Genomic DNA, 19,221 nt, shown 5'->3' on the forward strand with positions numbered 1-19,221 from the left:
CATACGGGGGTTGCAGCGGGTCTCAGTCCTTGAGGTGCAGCACAAACGATTCATACGGGCGCAACAGCACCGTGCTCGCACGCACAGGGCAGTCGGGGTAGTTGCTGATCAGCAGGCGTTGCTCGCTCGCCGTGCTGATGACGCCTTCGGGCAGTTGGATTTCGCAGGGTTTGCCATAAAAGTTGTTCAGCACCAGCAAGCGCTCGCCCTGGCCTTCGCGCAGGTACGCCCAGACTTGCAGGTGGTCCTGCAGCAGTTGGCGATAAACGCCGCTCTGGATCAGCGGTTCGTGACGACGCAGGGCGATCAGTGCACGGTAGTGATGCAGCACCGAATCGGGGTCATCCAGCTGGCTTTCGACGTTGATCTGCGCCGCGTTGGCCGGGATGCCGATCCACGGTTCGCCACGGGTGAAACCGGCATTGGCCTGGGTGTTCCACTGCATCGGCGTGCGGCTGTTGTCGCGTGACTTCTGCATGATCGCCGCCATGCTCGACGCCTGCGACTCACCGGCATCACGCTTGAGGCGGAAGATGTTCAGGGTCTCGACATCGCGGTACTGCTCAATCTTGTTGAAGCCCGGGTTGGTCATGCCCAGCTCTTCACCCTGGTACACATACGGCGTGCCCTGGAGGAAGTGCAACGCGGTAGCAAGCATCTTGGCGGAGACCACGCGGTACTCGCCGTCGTGGCCAAAACGCGAGACCACCCGCGGCTGGTCGTGGTTACACCAGAACAGTGCGTTCCAGCCGCCACCGGCCTGCATGCCCAGTTGCCAGTCAGAGAAAATCCGCTTGAGTTGCAGGAAGTCGAAATCGGCCTTCACCCACTTTTGCAGGTTCGGGTAATCGACTTTCAGGTGATGAAAATTGAAGGTCATCGACAGCTCTTTGGACGCCGGATTCGAATAACGAATGCAGTGCTCAAGGCTGGTGGAGGACATCTCGCCGACATTGATCAGGTCGTGCCCTTCGAAGACTTCGCGGTGCATTTCCTGCAGGTATTCATGCACGTTCGGGCCGTCGGTGTAGAAGCGCCGGCCATCGCTGTGGTCTTCGGGGAAATCAGCGGGTTTGGAGATCAGGTTGATCACGTCCAGGCGGAAACCGCCCACGCCTTTGTCGCGCCAGAAGCGCATCAACTTGAACACCTCGGCGCGCACCTTGGGGTTGTCCCAATTGAGGTCGGCCTGGGTGTGGTCGAACAGGTGCAGGAAGTACTGGCCGGTTTGCGCTTCGTACTCCCAGGCCGAGCCGCCGAACTTGGATTCCCAGTTGTTCGGCTGGTCGCGCCAGATATAGAAGTCACGGTACGGATTGTCGAGGCTGCTGCGCGCCTGCTGGAACCACTCATGCTCGATGGAGGTGTGGTTGACCACAATGTCGAGCATCAACTTGATGCCGCGTTTGGCCGCTTCGCTGATCAGCAGGTCGCAGTCGGCCATGGTCCCGTAGCTGGGGTCGATGGCGTAGTAGTCGCTGATGTCGTAGCCGTTGTCGCGTTGCGGCGAGCGCAGGAACGGGGTAATCCACAGGCAATCCACGCCCAGCCACTTGAGGTAGTCGAGTTTGTCCACGATGCCCAGCAGGTCACCGGTGGCGTTACCCGCGTGGCTGTGGAAGCTTTTGGGGTAGATCTGGTAGATCACCGAGTGTTGCCAGTTTTGCATGGTGGGTTCCTTCAATTGAGTTGTGGGCTGGCGTTGAGGGCATCATCGCGGGCAAGCCCGGCTCCCACAGGGGAACGCATTTCAAGTGTGGGAGCTGGCTTGTCGAACCGTCGAACCGCTGCGATAGCGATCGATCAGGCGACCCGATAACCGGGCCGAACAATTTTCATGCTCAACGCACAGGTCAGTACGAATGGCACGACCATCGCAATCACCATCCCGATCACAAAACTTGGGATGAACTGCGGAATGATCGAGATAAACCCAGGCAAGCCGCCTACGCCGATGGCCGAGGCGATCACTTTGTTCAGCGACAGGAAAATGCTGCCCAGCGCCGAGCCGAGCAGCGCGGCATAGAACGGAAACTTGAAGCGCAGGTTCACGCCAAACATCGCCGGTTCCGTAATGCCGAAGTAAGCGGAAATCGCCGAGGTCGAGGCCATGCTTTTGTCCCGCGCGTTGCGGGTCATGTAGAACACACCCAGTGCGGCGCTGCCCTGGGCCAGGTTGGACATCACGATCATCGGCCAGATAAAGGTGCCACCCTGGGTGGAGATAAGTTGCAGGTCCACGGCGAGGAACATGTGGTGCATGCCGGTGATCACCAGCGGCGCGTACAACAGGCCGAAAATCGCCCCGCCAACCATCGGCGCCAGGTCAAACAGGGTGACCACGCCCTCGGTGATGAGGATGCCGAGGTGACGGGTCACCGGGCCGATGATGGCCAGCGCCAGCACGCCAGTGACAACAATGGTGGTGATCGGCACCACGAGCAGTTGGATGGCATTAGGCACGCGAGCCCGCAGCCATTTCTCGATCACGCTCATCACATAGGCCGCCATCAGGATCGGCAGGATCTGCCCCTGATAACCCACCTTCTCAATCTTGAACCAACCGAAAATATCGAAGTACGGCAGGCTCTGGCCATCGAGCCCGGCCACGGCCTTGCCGTAGTTCCAGGCGTTGAGCAGGTCCGGGTGCACCAGCATCAGGCCGAGCACGATGCCGAGGATTTCACTGCCGCCAAAACGCTTGGCCGCCGACCAGCCCACCAGCGCCGGCAGGAACACGAATGAGGTATTGGCCATCAGGTTGATCAGGCTCCACAGGCCATCCAGGTTCGGATACGCCTCCAGCAGCGTCTGGCCCTCGATGAACATGCCCTTGGCGCCCATCAGGTTGTTCACGCCCATCAACAGGCCGGCGATGATCAGCGCGGGCAGGATCGGCATGAACACGTCGGAGAACACCCGCACCAGACGCTGCATGGCGTTGGTCTTGTCGGCGCCCTTCTTCTTCACGTCGGCAATGGTGGCGGCAGCAAGGCCAGTCTGTTCGCGCAGGGCGGCGTAGACCTTTTCCACCTCGCCGGGGCCGATCACCACCTGGAACAGGCCACCGGTGAAGAACGAGCCCTTGACCAGATCGACCTGGTTCAACGCGCTGCTGTTGACCAGGCTCGGGTCCTTGAGCGCCAGGCGCAGGCGGGTCACGCAGTGGGCGGCTTGCTCAACGTTGTCGCTGCCTCCGAGGTTCTCGAGAATCTCGCGGGCAATAGTCGAATAGTCGTGGCTCATGCTTGGTTTCCACTTTGGTTTTTTTATTTGAGGGCAGTCATTGGCAGCACGCCGTGGCCAAAAGTACTCGTCTGTACGAGTTAAATCAACAACTCGTCTGTACGAGTTACAAATTGTTTATATTTCTGAATTTTGAGTCAGGCATTTCCTTTTCTTCCACTGGGGTCGAATGGACAAACCTCACCTCTGCCACTAAGGTTCCTGCCTTGAACGCGCCGTTCACCTTCATCACGTCGGGCATAGAGCCAAACCATGAGCAAATACAACCAGATCTATACGGATCTGCTTGCCAGCATCACCACTGAACGCCTGCAACGCGGCACGCGCCTTCCCTCCGAAACCGAACTGATGGACGCCTATCAGGCCAGCCGTGGCACGGTGCGCCGCGCCATCGAGCAGTTGCAGGAGCGTGGGTTTGCGCAAAAAATCCACGGCAAGGGCACCTTTGTGTTGTCGCCTAACCCCATCGAGTTCCAACTGGGCGGCATCGTCAGCTTCCACGAAACCCACGCCGACCTGGGCGATGACGTACGCACCGAAGTCGTCGACTTCAGCCAATTCCCACTGGAAGGTTCACTGCTGCAACACATCGAAGCCGAACCCGGCACCCTGATCACGCGGATCAAACGGGTACGGCGCATCGGCGGCAAACGGGTGATCCTGGACATCAACCACTTCGTCGCCGACCTGATCCCAGGCCTGGACCACGACATCGCCGAACAGTCGATCTACGCGTTTATCGAACAGACGTTGCAACTGCAGATCAGCTACGCGCAACGCACCATCGAGGCACTGCCGCGCAGCAAGGACGATCAGACCCATCTGGACCTCGAAGGTCAGAGCCATGTGATCGTGGTGAGCAACCAGACGTTTTTGCAGGATGGGCGGCAGTTCGAATACACCGAATCGCGGCATACGCTGGATAAGTTTTACTTTTCGGATATCGCGCGGCGTTAACCTTTCAGCAGCGCGATCACCCGATAATTAACTACTGCACCAAACGGCTTGCTCCGAGGGAACCTCATTGTTCATTTTGAAGGATGAGCAACCCCATGAGCTTGAGCACTCCCCCTGCCCTACCCAATGCGGCCGACAAGGCTGCCCTGAAGACGCTGGCCTCTCGCCTGATCCAGGCCTGCCCAAGCCTGCACGACAGCGCCCACCAGACCGCCTGCGACATTCTAAAAAAGTACGGTGTGGAAGGCCTGGACCCGGACCAGGTTTACTACCATCGATTCAAGTCCGCCCAGAGCAGCGCCAAGACCTTCACCGGCTGGGAGCACATCCTGGAAAAACCCTACGAGTCGACGACCCTGACGCAACTGGTGATCCATCGATTTCGTGTCACCGACTACGACAATGCTGACCTGCTCGACCTGTATGGAGGCTTCTATACCGCAGGCCCGAAGTTTGGCGACTTCAATGAAACCAACGAAGTGCGCCTGCATGGCGACGACGTGCTGAGATACTTTTGGCGACTGGCGTTCGACCGTTTCTACACGCAAAAACTGGATGACTTCTGGCACACCTATGCCGATGACTTTCGCACCCTGGCCAAGTGCAACTTCCTCAGCCAGGCCGTCAAGGCCCTTGAGAACAGACAACTGAGTGCTGATGATTTCCAGGTGTGCGTCAACGCGGTTGCCGCCAACCTAAGTTGGCCCGTTACCCGCCAGATGCTGCAAACCGAAGCGTCCCCCGCCGACGGCGTAAAGGTGTACGCGCTGGACGTGGACAACCATGTCGCGATCAACCTGCTGCGCATCGTTGATGCAAAGGGTCGGCAAATTCTCTATACACCAGGCGAAACACAAACGTTCCAGGTCATTGAAACGCCTGCGGACATGCACTGGTGGGTGCTGGACAGGATGAACGAGGAAAAAAGCCGCGACACCTTCCTTTGCCACTTCCCTCTGTCCGACCGCCAGGCCATGACCGATAATATCACCGACCTCATGAACCGCCTGGTCGCCACCTGGGGCAAATCGGACCATCGCTTGATCAACCGGAAAAACCAGGCCATCACCACCGATGCCTTCTCTTGGCTGCGGGACCGGACCCGCTGGTCGATGTACGACGAAGCCCAACAGCTACTGACCACTCAAGAAGAATTGAGAAAGAAACTCTGGAACGGTTATCTGAACGCATTCCTGAAAATGTTTGGCCCGCTGGCGGTGGTCGGCTGGCCTGTGGCTCTGCCGGTGTTGGGCGCCAGTGTCGCCAACCTGGCGCTGAATATCGATCAGGCGGTCAATGGCCGTACCAGCGAGGAACGCAAGGCCGGCGTGATTGGTGCGGTGCTCAGCGGCATCGATACACTGTTCAATCTGGTGGCACTGCGCGGCCCCGGCCCAATCGTGGAACTGGGCCCGGAAGTGGAGGCCGCAGAAGCAGCCGAGATGGCCAAGTTCAAAGCAGCCACAGCGCCGGTTGAAGAACCGGTGGTGATAGCACCGCCCAGCGAATCGCCCGCACTGACCGTCGAACTACAGCCCCCCGCCTATCCGGAAATACCGGAGGCCTGGAAGCGCCAAAATGGCCTTGAAGGCGCCACCGCAATGAACGAAGGCGGCCGTTACCAGGGCATCTACACCGTCAACTCAAACCCTTCGACCGTCATCAAGTTCAAAGACGCCGTCTGTTATGTTCGCTACGAAGCGGACGCCAATGGCGACGGGGCCTGGGCCATCATCGACCCAGCCAACCCTCACGACTTCTATAGCTCGCGTACGGTGCGCCTAAATGCCGAAGGCGAATGGGAATACGCCTTGCAGCCATCGGATGCAGTCAGGGGAGGAAGCCCGGTGGAGCCGGCCACGACGAGCCAAGCGTCCCAAGGCTCAGCAGCACCCGAACCTGAACAACGCCCACCCACTTCCTACGGGCCGCCCGGCTACGAGAACCCACCTTCCAGCCTGACCACGCCGTACGACCTAAACAATTTGGACCACTTCAATATCAAGCTTGCAATGTCTGGCGGGCCGGATTTCAGCAAGCTGATCCCCCAGCCTGACGGAAGTGTCACCCATTTCTTAACGTCAGATTATTTTATCAACCCTGCGCGCGCCAACATCCTGACCAGTGCGCGTAACTTTTTCTCGCGCCCATTTTTCATCCGCAACCTCCCCGAACGCCCTGCACTGCCTACGATCACGCCTGAAACATCAGCAACCGGACTTCTCGAAAACGTCGTGAAAAACGGGGCAAATCTGGTCGTCGCCGAAAGCCCGAAACGCGTCGCCAGCCTGTACGTCCTGATAAAAAACATGCCCGCACTGGCCCGCCAAGGCGTCAGGACGCTCTACCTGAACCGCCTGTGCAATGACCTCCATCAGCTCGACCTTGATGCTTTTGCCAAGACCGGGGAGTTACCCGTAAACCTCAAAACCTACCTGCATGAGCTGGACCACAACCTGCCGACGCGTTTCAACACAGTGGAACTGCTCAACGCCGCCCGCACTAACAACATACGCGTACAGGCCACAGGCGGCCTGGCCAATTATCGGCCCTACCCGGTTGCCGTGGATGACCAAATGGCCAAGAACTTTTTAACCAGCGAAATCATCCGCCTCGACCAACTCAAGAACGGGCCTGGCAAGTGGGTGGCACTGACCGATGCGCAAAACACCAACACGTTCCGAGGGGTGGCGGGTATCAGCGAGATAAACGGCGGCACCAGCGTACGGGTCGGCGAGGTGCTCAATGGCGAACCCGCACAGATCAACATTGATTACGGCCCCAAGGTAAACAATGTCAGCGTCGGCAACCGCACACGCCCACAAGCAACGCTGCTGGACACCGACTTCTCCCTGCGAGTGCCAATGCGCGAGCAGGAATTCGCACACCCGTTCATTTTTGACGCGAACAAGGTCGATGAGATGCTCAAAGCTCCCGGCGACTACCTCCTGGAGCAAACACAAACCGAACTGACGCTGACCCACCGCAATCGGCTCAATGCACTGGTACGCAATACGGTCCAGCGCACGGCCGACAATGGTTACTTCCTGGACCCGGTCAACTTCCCTCGGCTCAAGGGTAACGTCTACCCCACATTGACTGACCTGTGCGCGGCCCTTGACGCACAAGGGCTGAAATCCAAAGGCTTGCCCCTCGTGAAGCGGTGGGTGCCGGCACCGGAAATCGAGGTTCAATCCGCGCAGGCCTATGTCGAGTCAGGTGCGGCAATCGCCCCGCTGGCAAACTCGACGACGGTGGTAGAGGCGGCTGCACACACCACTGTCCCACCCGCCTGGGAAGCCAACGAAATCCTCGAGGGCATGGACCCGGTCAGCGAGCCTGGCAGGGATCAAGGCATCTATCGACTCGATTCCAACCCATCGGCGGCCATCCTGTATCAAGACACCCCGTATTACGTGCGCTATATCGATGACGTTAATGGCGGCGGTCAATGGGCGATCATCAACCCGCAAAACCCTTATGCACTCACAGAGAACATCCCGGTGCGCTTCAACGCCCAAGCGCAATGGGAAGTGACCCCCAAGCCCGGCCTGAGTGGAGGTGGTGGGCAATTGATCGACAGAATCCTTGGCCGTACGCCCGTCATAGAGGCGCAAAGCCCGTCTGTTGCCTATGAAATACCGCCCGACTTGCGCTCGCCGCTGGAGAGCGCTGCCGCTGGCCCGCTCTATGATAGATACACCTTGAGCGACGAAGGCGTGACGTTCTTGCGGGACGAACACGACCCTTACACACCGTTCAAGACCAGAAGGCAGCGTTTGTTCAAGGATGCCGCGGCATTCTTCAGCAAATTTGCCGCGAAAAACCACCCGCCCCTGCCCCAACTGCCCGCCAAGGCGCCCACCGCGACATGGCTCAGGGCGCTGCTCAAGGAGGTGCGCGGCATTGTGATCGGTGAGTCCCACAGTGGCGTGGGCAGCAAACAGCTGCTGATCGACCACATGGAGTTATTGGCCGAGGAGAACGTCAGAACCCTGTATTGCGAACACCTGCTCCGGGACTTTCACCAGTCGGCCCTCGATACGTTTGCCGAAACCGGCGAGATGTCCGAGAAACTCAAGCGCTACCTCCAGTCACTGGATATCGGCCAGGGGACAGACCCGCTGGGGCAGTACAACTTCATGGAATTGGTCAAGGCCGCCCGAGCGCATAACATTCGTATCCAGGCCATCGATTGCCTGGCCAGTTATCGAACCCAAGGCTTCACCGCAGCCGTGAGCGACAGCAACGTCGCCACCGGTGCAGAGCGCCAAGCGCTGATGAACTATTACGCAAGCACCGTCATACGTGCCGACCAAGCAGCTCAAGGTGCACATAAATGGCTGGCCCTGGTGGGCAATACCCACGCCAGCACCTACAAGGGCATTCCCGGCCTCAACGCACTGGAAGAGGTCAACGGCCTTCGGGTGGAGGACGTTGCACCTGGGCAATCGCAAGGCGTCATCGCAGACCCTGGCATCGCCGCCGCCGGCAAAGAAGGCGCGGTGAAAAGTGACCTGCTGCTACAGCTTGAAATGCCCCGCAAGCCGGTCACCCCACAGGACTTCGAAGCGTTGCTGACGCGCCCAGGCATGTTTACCGCGGACTCCACCGCAATGTCGCCAACCCTGAAACACCGCAGCAATACGGGCGGGTTGGTCTCGACACCAATCCGGCTTCAGGACGCGCGCTTTTTCATCGAGCGCCCTACTTGGCCGAGCGTAGATGGCAAGCGATACAACAGCCTCAAAGAGTTGTTTGCCGCACTTGAGGACATGGGCATGACAATGGTTGGCAAGCCAGCTGCGCTATAAACAACAAAACCCCGGCACATGGCCGGGGTTTTGTTATTCAGTGGTTAGCTGCTAGGGCAGGATCATTCCCACTCAATCGTCGCCGGCGGCTTGCTCGACACGTCATACGTCACGCGCGAAATGCCTTCGATCTCATTGATGATACGGCCGCTGACAGTCTCCAGCAGCTCATACGGCAGGTGTGCCCAACGAGCGGTCATGAAGTCGATGGTTTCTACGGCACGCAGGGCGACAACCCAAGCGTAACGACGGCCATCGCCTACAACGCCCACCGACTTAACCGGCTGGAACACCACGAACGCCTGGCTGACTTTGTGATACCAGTCAGCCTTGCGCAGTTCTTCGATGAAGATGTGGTCGGCGCGACGCAGCAGGTCGGCGTATTCCTTCTTCACTTCACCCAGGATGCGCACACCCAGGCCCGGGCCTGGGAATGGGTGGCGGTAGACCATGTCGTACGGCAGGCCGAGTTCCAGGCCCAGGCGACGGACTTCGTCCTTGAACAGTTCGCGCAGTGGTTCTACCAGCTTGAGGTTCATCTCCTCCGGCAGGCCACCCACGTTGTGGTGGGACTTGATCACGTGGGCCTTGCCGCTTTTGGCGCCGGCCGATTCGATCACGTCAGGGTAGATGGTGCCCTGGGCGAGGTACTTGATGTTGTCCAGTTTGTTGGACTGGGCATCAAACACGTCGATGAAGGTGCGGCCGATAATCTTGCGCTTCTTCTCCGGGTCGCTTTCGCCGGCCAGGTTGTTGAGGAACTGGTCCTCGGCGTTGGCGCGGATCACTTTGACGCCCATGTTCTCGGCGAACATGGCCATCACTTGCTCGCCTTCGTGCAGGCGCAGCAGGCCGTTGTCGACGAACACGCAAGTCAGCTGGTCGCCGATGGCTTTGTGCAGCAACGCGGCAACCACGGAAGAGTCAACGCCGCCAGACAGGCCGAGCAGCACGTTGTCGGTACCCACCTGGGCACGCACGTTAGCGATGGCGTCTTCAGCGATTTTCGACGGGGTCCACAGAGCTTCGCACTGGCAGATGTCGAGGATGAAACGCGACAGGATGCGACCGCCTTGCTTGGTGTGGGTCACTTCCGGGTGGAACTGCACGCCGTAGTAGCCGCGCTCGTCGTTGAACATGCCGGCGATCGGGCAGCTCGGGGTGCTGGCCAGGATGTGGAAGTCTTCCGGCATCTTGGTGACCTTGTCACCGTGGCTCATCCACACGTCGAGGCCGAACAGGCCGTCGGCGTCGATGTGGTCTTCGATGCCGTCCAGCAGGCGGCTCTTGCCGACCACGTCGACACGGGCATAACCGAATTCACGCAGTTCGGAACCTTCAACCTTGCCGCCCAGTTGCTCGGCCATGGTCTGCATGCCATAGCAGATACCGAAGACGGGCACGCCCAGGTCGAATACAGCTTGCGGGCAACGCGGGCTGTTGGCTTCGTGCACGGACTCGGGGCCACCGGCAAGGATGACGCCTTTAGGGGCGAATTCGCGGATCGCGTCGTCATCCATGTCGAACGGGTGCAGTTCGCAGTACACGCCGATTTCACGCACGCGGCGGGCGATCAGTTGGGTGTACTGGGAACCGAAGTCGAGGATCAGGATGCGGTGGGCGTGAATGTCGAGGGCCATGAAGTCAGTCTCGTCTAATGAATCAGAAACAACTCGGGGCTGAAAGAACAGCCCCGGTTACTTAACGTTTTGCTGGAAGCCTCAACCTACGCGGTAGTTCGGCGCTTCCTTGGTGATCTGCACGTCGTGGACATGGGATTCAGCCATGCCGGCGCCGGTGATCCGTACGAACTCTGGCTTGGTGCGCATTTCTTCGATGTCGGCGCTGCCGGTGTAGCCCATCGAGGAACGCAGGCCGCCCATCAGTTGATGGATGATCGCGCTCAGGGTGCCTTTGTACGGCACACGGCCTTCGATGCCTTCCGGTACGAGCTTCTCGGCGCCTGCCGAAGAGTCCTGGAAGTAGCGGTCGGAAGAGCCTTGCGCCTGGGACATGGCGCCCAGCGAACCCATGCCGCGGTAAGCCTTGTACGAACGGCCCTGGAACAGTTCGATCTCGCCCGGGGCTTCTTCGGTACCGGCGAACATCGAGCCCATCATCACGCAGGAAGCACCGGCGACGATGGCTTTGGACAGGTCACCGGAGAAACGGATGCCGCCGTCGGCGATCAACGGTACGCCAGTGCCTTCAAGGGCAGCGGCGACGTTGGCGATGGCGCTGATTTGCGGCACGCCTACACCGGCGACGATGCGCGTGGTGCAGATGGAACCTGGGCCGATACCGACCTTGACCGCATCGGCGCCCGCTTCGGCCAGGGCCTTGGCGGCCGCGCCGGTGGCGATGTTGCCGCCGATCACTTGTACGTCAGGGAAATTCTGTTTGACCCAGCGCACGCGGTCGATCACGCCTTTGGAGTGACCATGGGCCGTGTCGACCACCACCACGTCAACACCGGCAGCCACCAGGGCCGAAACGCGATCACCGGTGTCTTTACCGGTGCCGACCGCAGCGCCGACGCGCAGACGACCTTGATCGTCCTTGCTGGCCAGCGGGTAAGCCTTGGCTTTTTCGATGTCGTTGACGGTCATCATGCCTTTGAGGGCGAATTTGTCGTCGACGATCAGAACGCGCTCGATGCGGTGCTTGTGCAGCAGTTCGCGCACATCGTTCTTGTCGGCGCCTTCCTTGACCGTGACGAGGCGCTCTTTAGGCGTCATCACTTCGCGGACGGTGACTTCAAGACGGTTCTCGAAACGCACGTCACGGGAAGTGACGATGCCAACCAGGTCGCCATCGTGCAGTACCGGAACGCCGGAGATGTTGTGCAGGCGGGTCAGGTCGAACAGGTCACGCACGGTGGCGTCGGCTTCGATGGTGATGGGATCTTTCACCACGCCGGCTTCGTAACGCTTGACCTTGCGCACTTCGGCAGCTTGCTGCTCGATGGTCATGTTCTTGTGGATGATGCCAATGCCGCCTTCCTGAGCCATGGCGATTGCCAAACGGGCTTCAGTGACGGTGTCCATGGCAGCGGAAACCAGAGGAATATTCAGCTCGATGCCACGGGTTAGGCGGGTCTTGAGACTGACTTCGTTAGGAAGCACCTCGGAATAACCGGGCACTAGGAGAATGTCGTCGAATGTCAGAGCTTCTTGGCTGATACGCAGCATCGCGGGGGCTCCCGAGCGGGAAAATGGAAGCGCGCCATTATATACATGCACCCTGTCGGGCTCAATGTAAAACTCTGACAAACTTGGTAATACTGATAGATGGATTAAAGCTCGACTTTGACCCAACTCATCTTCTGGTCCAGCCAATCGGCAAATTCGTCGATAAAGCTCTGCTTGAACCCCGCCTCCGCCCAGTTATTGAAGATAAACCCCAGGTTGGAAAACCCGCATTCCTGCAGGAACAAAAAACCGTTGATATCGTCTTCATGCCCACACAGCGGGCAGGTGAAATTGTCGGTGTGGCCGGGCATCCAGTCTTCGAGGCTATCGAACAGCGCCTCGCCGACTTCTTTAAGGCACTCCGGGCAGCCGGCTTCTTCGAGAAAGCCCTTGGCCGGCGTATAGATGCAGCGCTTGTAGATGATCTCCAGACCATTGATCGGCTCGTTGAACGGCAGCGCTTCGGGGTGCAGCACCACGGCGCGGGCGCCGTCGGCCAAGGCGTAGGCCATGCGGTTGCCGGTGCGTCCGCAGGTGGTCAGCTCTTCCTTGATGATGTTCTTGCGCACCAGCCAACGCACGATGGCCCGGGCGCGGGGTTCGTGGACGGGCAGGGTGGAGATTTTGGGGACAAGGATGCTTTGGGAGTTCATGGGAGTCCTGCGGTGTGGCGACTGCCGCCATCGCGGGCAAGCCCGGCTCCCACATGTTGATGTGTGAACACCGTCAATGTGGGAGCTGGCCTGCCTGCGATGAGGCCCTGAAGCCTGGCAGCTTAATCCCTGCCCCACACAGGTCAAGTACTCAAATACCGGCCAATCAATGCAATCCCACTGGCCAGCACCAGCCACGTCACCAAGCGCACAAAGGCTTCGCGCGACATGCGCATCGTCAACCTGCGCCCACACCACAGCCCCAGAGCCATCGCCGGCAACAGGCACAGCGCCAACAACAGCAACGGCAAGTCCGCATACACCCCGGCGACCAGAAACAAGCTCAGGCGCACCACCGTGCTGCAACTGATCAACGCACTTTGCGTGGCCCGCGCCGCGTCCTTGGGCAAACGGCTGTTGAGGTAGATCGCATACAAAAAGCCGCCGCTGCCGAACAACGCACCAAACAGGCCGCCGACGGTGCCCATGGGAATCGACCAACCTTTGGAAAGCCGAGTGGGTCGCGCCTTCACCGACAAGCTGTAGATCGCATAGGCGCTGATAAACAGCCCCATCAGCAGCAACAACAAATCCGAATGCAGGTTGAGCAGAAAGATCACACCCAGCGTGCAACCGATGGCCATGCACGGCAGCAACCGCAGCAGCTCGGGCTTGTTCACGTCTCGCCGCGATTGCAGCAGATTGCCGAAGGCCGCGACAAAATCCAGCAGCACCAGCAGCGGGATAATCTTCGACAGCGGCATAAACACAATCAGGATCGGCCCCGCCACCAACGCTGTGCCAAAACCGGCAATGCCGAACACGATGTAGGCCAGCACCACACCCAGGCCGATGACCAGCCAATCGACACCACTGAACGACCACTGGCTCATCAGCTCAACCGGGCTCATGACGTATTCCTTGAAAGAGACAGCCATCACTTTAGCCATCGCCGAGCGTTGCGACTAATATCTTCAAAGCCCTCCACTCATCTCGAAAAGGCATGACGCGTGATATCCACTCGCCAACTGCGCTACTTCGTCGAAATCGCCGACAGCGGCAGCTTCAGCGCCGCCGCCGAGCGTTTGTTCGTGGCGCAATCAGCGCTGAGCCGCCAGATCAAGGAGCTGGAAACCCAGCTGCAAACCCCACTGTTCGAACGCACCGCGCGCCAGCCTCGGCTGACGGCGGCGGGCGAAGCCTTTTACCCGAGGGCGCGCAACCTGCTGAGCGAGCTGCTCAAGGCCAGCGAGATGGCCACCCAGGTTGGCAATGGTCAGCTTGGCACCCTGCGCCTGAGCCATTCGAGCACCGTGCCGATGAGCGGGCCATTGCTGCACGGCATCAGCACCTGGCTGCAGCGTTGCCCCGGCGTATCGATGGATATCGTCAAACTGTCTTCCGAGGCGCAACTTGAAGAAATTGCCGACGGGCGCCTGGAAGTCGGCCTTTTACGTTTACCGGTGCTGCGCCAGCGCGAAGGCGTGCGCGTGGTGCCTTTATATAGCGAACAACTGTTGCTGGCTGTGCCGCCCAATCACCCGCTGGCAGGCAGTGATACACCTGTCGAACTGGCACAACTCAAGGACGAGGCGTTTATTTCAGTTCCACACCCTCAACGTGGCGGCTTGAGTTATCTGTCAGCCGAACTGTGCATGCGCGCAGGATTTTTCCCCAAGGCCGCAAGGGTGATGTCGCGCAAGACCACGCAATTGCAGCTGATCCAGGCCGGCTTCGGAATTGCCTTGTTACCAAAATCCATGCAAGGCATTGCCCCCGCCAACCTGCACTTTTTGCCCCTGGCCGACCCGAACTGCCTCAGCACCGTGGCCTTGGCATGCGCGCAGACGCCGAGTGCGCTGGTGGAGCAATTCTGCCAAACCTTGCGCGAATGCCTATAAACTGCCGCCCATGATTAAAGATCGCTCCTCATGATTAAAGATCCGTTTGCCCGCTTGGGCCTGGACCGCGAAGTCCTGACTGTCAGCCAGCTCAACGGCCGCGCGCGGGTGTTGCTGGAAGACGTGTTCACCAATATCTGGGTCGAAGGCGAGATCTCCAACCTCGCCCGCCCGGCTTCCGGCCATGTGTATTTCACCCTCAAGGACAGCGGCGCCCAAGTGCGTTGCGCGCTGTTTCGCAACAATGCCGCGCGAGTACGCCAGGCGCTGAAGGACGGTTTGGCGGTGAAAGTGCGCGGCAAGGTCTCGCTGTTTGAGGGCCGTGGCGACTACCAGTTGATCCTCGACACCGTGGAACCTGCCGGCGATGGCGCGCTGCGTTTGGCCTTTGATGCGCTGAAGGAAAAGCTCAGCGCCGAAGGCCTGTTCAGTGCCGAACGGAAAGTGCCGCTGCCGGCGCACCCTCGGCGCATTGGCATTATCAGTTCGCCAACCGGCGCGGTGATTCGCGACATCATCAGCGTGTTCCGCCGTCGTGCGCCGAACGTTGAACTGACACTGATTCCCACCGCCGTGCAGGGCCGCGAAGCCATCCCGCAGATTGTGCGTGCGCTGAAACTGGCTGACGCCCGTGGCTTCGATGCGTTGATCCTGGCCCGTGGCGGCGGTTCGCTGGAAGACCTCTGGTGCTTCAACGAAGAAGCCGTGGCCCGTGCGGTAGATGCCTGCGTAACGCCCATCGTCAGTGCGGTTGGCCATGAAACCGATGTGTCGATCTGCGACTTTGTGGCCGACGTACGCGCCCCCACGCCCTCCGCCGCCGCTGAATTGCTCGCGCCAGACGCCAGCCATCTGGTGCGCCAGGTCGAAAACCTGCATCGCCGTCTGGTGATGCTGATGCGCAACCGGCTGAGCCACGATCGCCTGCGTCTGGAAGGCATGGCCCGCCGCCTGCGCCACCCTGGCGAACGTCTGCGCCAGCAAGCCCAGCGTTTGGACGACCTGGACATGCGCCTGCGTCGCGCTTTCGAGCGCAGCCTCAATACCCGCCGCGAACGCCTGATCCGCCTGGAAACCCGCCTCGCCGGCCAACACCCCGGCCGTCAACTGGCGTTGCTGCGCCAGCGCCTCGATAGCCTCGCAGAACGCCTGCCCCGCGCCATGCGCGAAGGCCTCAAGGCACGCCGCCTGCAACTGCAAAGCCAGGTGCAGACCCTGCAGGTGGTCAGCCCGCTGGCCACCCTGGGCCGTGGCTACAGCATCCTGCTGGACGAGCGCGGCCAGGCGATCCGCAACGCCGCGCAAACCCACACCGGCCAGCGCCTCACTGCGCGGCTCGGTGAAGGCCAATTGCAGGTGCGGGTGGAAGATAACCACCTGACGCCCGTCACCCTTTCGTTACTGGATTGATTGATGCCACGTTTATTTAGCCTGCTGATGCTGTTATGCCTGACCTTTAACGCCCACGCCGACAGCTACATCACGCGGTTGCTGAACAAGCCGGTGCCGGGTGGCGTGGCGGTGGTCGACCTCGGCACTTCGGCCAGCGCGCCCAAAGCCACCTACCTGAACCGGCCGGTGCTGGTGGTCAAGGAACAGAACAACTGGCTGGCGATTGTCGGGATCCCGCTGACCGTCAAACCCGGCACCGAGCGCATCACCAGCGGCGGGCAGAACTTGCCGTTTGTGGTGGGCTTCAAGAAATACCCCGAACAGCACATCACCTTGAAGAACAAAAGCCAGGTGAACCCGGCCCCGGCGCAACTCAAGCGCATCGAGGGCGAACTGGCCGTGCAGCTCAAGGCTTACCGCAGCTTCAGTCCGAACACACCGAGCAACCTGCTGCTGGACAAACCGGTCAACGGGCCACTGTCGAGCAAGTTCGGCGTGCGCCGCTTCTTTAATGGCGAGGAGCGCAACCCGCATTCGGGCCTGGACTTTGCCGTGGGCGCGGGCACGCCGATCAAGACGCCGGCGGCGGGCAAGGTGATCCTCACCGGCAATTACTTCTTCAACGGCAACACCGTGTTCGTCGACCATGGCCAGGGCTTTATCAGCATGTTCTGCCATATGTCGAAGATCGACGTCAAAGTCGGCGACCAACTGGCACGCGGCGCGGTGGTGGGCAAGGTCGGTTCCACAGGCCGTGCGACCGGGCCGCACATGCATTGGAACATCAGCCTTAACGATGCGCGGGTTGACCCGGCGATCTTTATTGGCGCGTTCCAGCCCTGATAAAAATAGTCAACCTACCGGCCCCATCGCGGGCAAGCCCGGCTCCCACAGGTGAACGCGAATCCCTGTGGGAGCCGGGCTTGCCCGCGATAGCGCCAGGCCTGCCAGTGCAATTGCGCACCCAATAACTACTGCGCAATAAAACCAAACTCCCACCTCAATAACCGCCACAAAATATCGAACACCAGCCAAATAGCAGAACTTATCTCAATTTTTTCCGACTGCTTGCCATCTTTCACCCCGGCGGTTAGGGTTGGTCTTATGAAAACCTCTCACACCCTCATTCAGCTCCGCCAGCACCGCAGCCTGTGTCTCGTCAGCGCACGACTGCCAGGCTGAATCGATCTGCCTCGTCCCAAGCTTCGTCCCCAATAACAGTTTTACGGCAGGCCGCCTTTTCTCGGCCCCTACTACAAAGGATTTCCCGATGAGCATGCTCAAAGACCCGTCTTCGAAGTACCGCGCGTTCCCGACCATCGACATCCCCGACCGCACCTGGCCGTCGAAGACCATCACCGAAGCGCCGATTTGGTGCAGCTCCGACCTGCGTGATGGCAACCAGTCGCTGATCGAGCCAATGGACGCGGCGAAAAAACTGCGTTTCTGGAAGACCCTGGTGTCTGTCGGCGTGAAGGAAATCGAAGCCTCGTTCCCGGCCGCGTCGCAAACCGACTTCGACTTCGTGCGCACCCTGATCGAAGACAACCACATCCCCGAGGACACCACCATCCAGGTGCTGACCCAGGGCCGTGAAGACTTGATCGCACGTACGTTCGAATCCCTGCGCGGCGCCAAAAAGGCCATCGTGCACTTGTACAACGCCACGTCGCCGTCATTCCGCCGCATCGTGTTCAACCAGGACAAGGACGGCATCAAGGCCATCGCGGTCAACGCGGCCAAGCTGTTCGTCAAGTACGCCGCCCAGCAGCCGGAAACCCAGTGGACTTTCGAGTACTCCCCGGAGACCTTCAGCGCCACGGAGCTGGAGTTCGCCAAGGAAGTCTGTGACGCGGTGATCGAGGTGTGGAACCCGACGCCAGAGCACAAGATGATCCTCAACCTGCCGGCCACCGTTGAGTGCGCGACACCCAACATCTATGCCGACCAGATCGAGTGGTTTGGCCGCCATATCAACCGCCGTGACAGCGTGATCATCAGCCTGCACACCCACAACGACCGCGGCACTGGCGTGGCCGCCACCGAGCTGGGCCTGATGGCCGGCGCCGACCGTGTCGAAGGTTGCCTGTTCGGCAACGGCGAGCGTACCGGTAACGTCGACCTCGTGACCGTAGCCTTGAACATGTACACCCAAGGCCTCGACCCGCAGCTGGACTTCTCCGACATCGACGGTGTGCGCAAAGTCGTCGAGGAGTGCAACCAGATCCAGGTACACCCACGTCACCCGTACGTCGGCGACCTGGTGCACACCGCGTTCTCCGGTTCCCACCAGGACGCAATCCGCAAGGGCTTTACCCAGCAGAAAGACGACGCGCTGTGGGAAGTGCCGTACTTGCCGATCGACCCGGCGGACATTGGCCGCAGCTACGAGGCGGTGATCCGCGTAAACAGCCAGTCGGGCAAAGGCGGCATCGCCTACCTGCTGGAACAGGAATACGACATCAGCTTGCCACGCCGCATGCAGATCGAGTTCAGCCAAGTGGTACAGGCCGAAACCGACCGTGTGGGCCTGGAAATGACTGCACCGCAGATCTACGCCTTGTTGCAGCGTGAATACCTGCAAGCCAACACCCCGTACGCGCTGGTCAGCCATCGCCTGCAGGAAGAAAACGGCAACAGCACCGTGGAAGTGGAAGTCTCGGGCAAAGGCCAGGGCGAAACCAACCTGCGCTGGAACGGCAAGGGCTACGGCACCCTGGAAGCGCTGGTTGCGGCGCTGCCAATCAAAGTTGAGATCATGGACTACAACGAACACGCGATCGGCGCCGGCACCAATGCCAAGGCGGCGGCCTACATCGAGCTGCGCGTGAACGGCGAGCGTCCGGTGCATGGCGTGGGGATCGATGAAAACATCACCACAGCGAGCTTTAAGGCGGTGTTCAGTGCGCTGAACCGTTCGTTGAGCCAGTTGGAAGCGAAGGCGGCGTAAGCGCTGTCGCGGTAATGCAAAAGGCTCCTGGGTGAGAATCCAGGGGCCTTTTTATTTGTGCTGTCTGCGAGGGCCCCATCGCGGGCAAGCCCGGCTCCCACATTTGGAATGCATTCA

General features: G+C 60.0%; 12 protein-coding genes. 6 read left to right on the forward strand and 6 right to left on the reverse strand.

Annotated elements, in window-relative coordinates:
* Positions 1-22 precede the first annotated feature (22 nt).
* Both treC and treP read right to left on the reverse strand, forming a co-directional pair.
* Positions 23-1,669: an alpha,alpha-phosphotrehalase gene (gene treC, locus PSH96_RS23565; protein ID WP_305455445.1), complete on the reverse strand. Its 1,647-nt coding sequence runs from the start codon at positions 1,667-1,669 to the stop codon at positions 23-25.
* 134 nt (positions 1,670-1,803) lie between these two features.
* Positions 1,804-3,246 (reverse strand): PTS system trehalose-specific EIIBC component, encoded by a 1,443-nt coding sequence (gene treP, locus PSH96_RS23570; RefSeq protein WP_305455446.1) that lies wholly within the window; start codon positions 3,244-3,246, stop codon positions 1,804-1,806.
* Positions 3,247-3,498: 252 nt separating this feature from the next.
* On the opposite strand from treP, the gene treR reads away from it, so the two are divergent.
* Together treR and PSH96_RS23580 are read left to right on the forward strand one after the other, a co-directional pair.
* The gene (gene treR / locus PSH96_RS23575; RefSeq protein ID WP_305455447.1) at positions 3,499-4,203 is read left to right on the forward strand and encodes a trehalose operon repressor; all 705 of its coding nucleotides are present in this window, start codon (positions 3,499-3,501) and stop codon (positions 4,201-4,203) included.
* Between the two features lie 95 nt (positions 4,204-4,298).
* Entirely contained in the window at positions 4,299-9,017 is a 4,719-nt protein-coding gene (locus PSH96_RS23580; protein ID WP_370694312.1) for a membrane-targeted effector domain-containing toxin, read from the forward strand.
* A 62-nt stretch (positions 9,018-9,079) separates the two neighbouring features.
* Here the strand turns inward: PSH96_RS23580 and guaA are convergent, their stop codons facing one another.
* From guaA to PSH96_RS23600, 4 genes are all read right to left on the reverse strand, one after another.
* Entirely contained in the window at positions 9,080-10,657 is a 1,578-nt protein-coding gene (guaA, locus tag PSH96_RS23585; protein WP_305455449.1) for a glutamine-hydrolyzing GMP synthase, read from the reverse strand.
* A gap of 81 nt (positions 10,658-10,738) precedes the next feature.
* Positions 10,739-12,208 (reverse strand): IMP dehydrogenase, encoded by a 1,470-nt coding sequence (guaB, locus tag PSH96_RS23590; protein WP_016977684.1) that lies wholly within the window; start codon positions 12,206-12,208, stop codon positions 10,739-10,741.
* A gap of 104 nt (positions 12,209-12,312) precedes the next feature.
* Positions 12,313-12,861: a sugar ABC transporter ATPase gene (locus tag PSH96_RS23595; RefSeq protein WP_305455450.1), complete on the reverse strand. Its 549-nt coding sequence runs from the start codon at positions 12,859-12,861 to the stop codon at positions 12,313-12,315.
* Between the two features lie 143 nt (positions 12,862-13,004).
* Positions 13,005-13,772 (reverse strand): sulfite exporter TauE/SafE family protein, encoded by a 768-nt coding sequence (locus PSH96_RS23600; protein ID WP_305460155.1) that lies wholly within the window; start codon positions 13,770-13,772, stop codon positions 13,005-13,007.
* A gap of 99 nt (positions 13,773-13,871) precedes the next feature.
* Between PSH96_RS23600 and PSH96_RS23605 the strand changes: the two genes are divergently transcribed.
* From PSH96_RS23605 to leuA, 4 genes are all read left to right on the forward strand, one after another.
* Positions 13,872-14,762: a LysR family transcriptional regulator gene (locus tag PSH96_RS23605; protein WP_305455451.1), complete on the forward strand. Its 891-nt coding sequence runs from the start codon at positions 13,872-13,874 to the stop codon at positions 14,760-14,762.
* 30 nt (positions 14,763-14,792) lie between these two features.
* Entirely contained in the window at positions 14,793-16,172 is a 1,380-nt protein-coding gene (xseA, locus tag PSH96_RS23610) for an exodeoxyribonuclease VII large subunit (protein WP_058422672.1), read from the forward strand.
* Positions 16,173-16,175: 3 nt separating this feature from the next.
* Positions 16,176-16,997, forward strand: coding sequence for a peptidoglycan DD-metalloendopeptidase family protein (locus PSH96_RS23615; RefSeq protein ID WP_017134679.1), 822 nt, complete (start codon positions 16,176-16,178; stop codon positions 16,995-16,997).
* A gap of 427 nt (positions 16,998-17,424) precedes the next feature.
* A complete protein-coding gene (leuA, locus tag PSH96_RS23620) occupies positions 17,425-19,104 on the forward strand; it encodes a 2-isopropylmalate synthase (RefSeq protein WP_236370015.1) in 1,680 nt (559 codons plus the stop codon).
* Positions 19,105-19,221 lie beyond the last annotated feature (117 nt).

Origin of the sequence: Pseudomonas sp. FP2338 (genome assembly GCF_030687515.1) — a bacterium.
In the GTDB taxonomy this organism is placed as follows: Bacteria; Pseudomonadota; Gammaproteobacteria; order Pseudomonadales; family Pseudomonadaceae; genus Aquipseudomonas; species Aquipseudomonas salomonii.

Bases quoted from the DNA above. Each gene is read 5' to 3' on its own strand.
- PSH96_RS23595 (WP_305455450.1), bottom strand. From the start codon at position 12,861: ATGAACTCCCAAAGCATCCTTGTCCCCAAAATCTCCACCCTGCCCGTC.
- treC (WP_305455445.1), bottom strand. From the start codon at position 1,669: ATGCAAAACTGGCAACACTCGGTGATCTACCAGATCTACCCCAAAAGC.
- guaB (WP_016977684.1), bottom strand. From the start codon at position 12,208: ATGCTGCGTATCAGCCAAGAAGCTCTGACATTCGACGACATTCTCCTA.
- PSH96_RS23600 (WP_305460155.1), bottom strand. From the start codon at position 13,772: ATGAGCCCGGTTGAGCTGATGAGCCAGTGGTCGTTCAGTGGTGTCGAT.
- leuA (WP_236370015.1), top strand. From the start codon at position 17,425: ATGAGCATGCTCAAAGACCCGTCTTCGAAGTACCGCGCGTTCCCGACC.
- PSH96_RS23615 (WP_017134679.1), top strand. From the start codon at position 16,176: ATGCCACGTTTATTTAGCCTGCTGATGCTGTTATGCCTGACCTTTAAC.
- PSH96_RS23580 (WP_370694312.1), top strand. From the start codon at position 4,299: ATGAGCTTGAGCACTCCCCCTGCCCTACCCAATGCGGCCGACAAGGCT.
- xseA (WP_058422672.1), top strand. From the start codon at position 14,793: ATGATTAAAGATCCGTTTGCCCGCTTGGGCCTGGACCGCGAAGTCCTG.
- treP (WP_305455446.1), bottom strand. From the start codon at position 3,246: ATGAGCCACGACTATTCGACTATTGCCCGCGAGATTCTCGAGAACCTC.
- treR (WP_305455447.1), top strand. From the start codon at position 3,499: ATGAGCAAATACAACCAGATCTATACGGATCTGCTTGCCAGCATCACC.
- guaA (WP_305455449.1), bottom strand. From the start codon at position 10,657: ATGGCCCTCGACATTCACGCCCACCGCATCCTGATCCTCGACTTCGGT.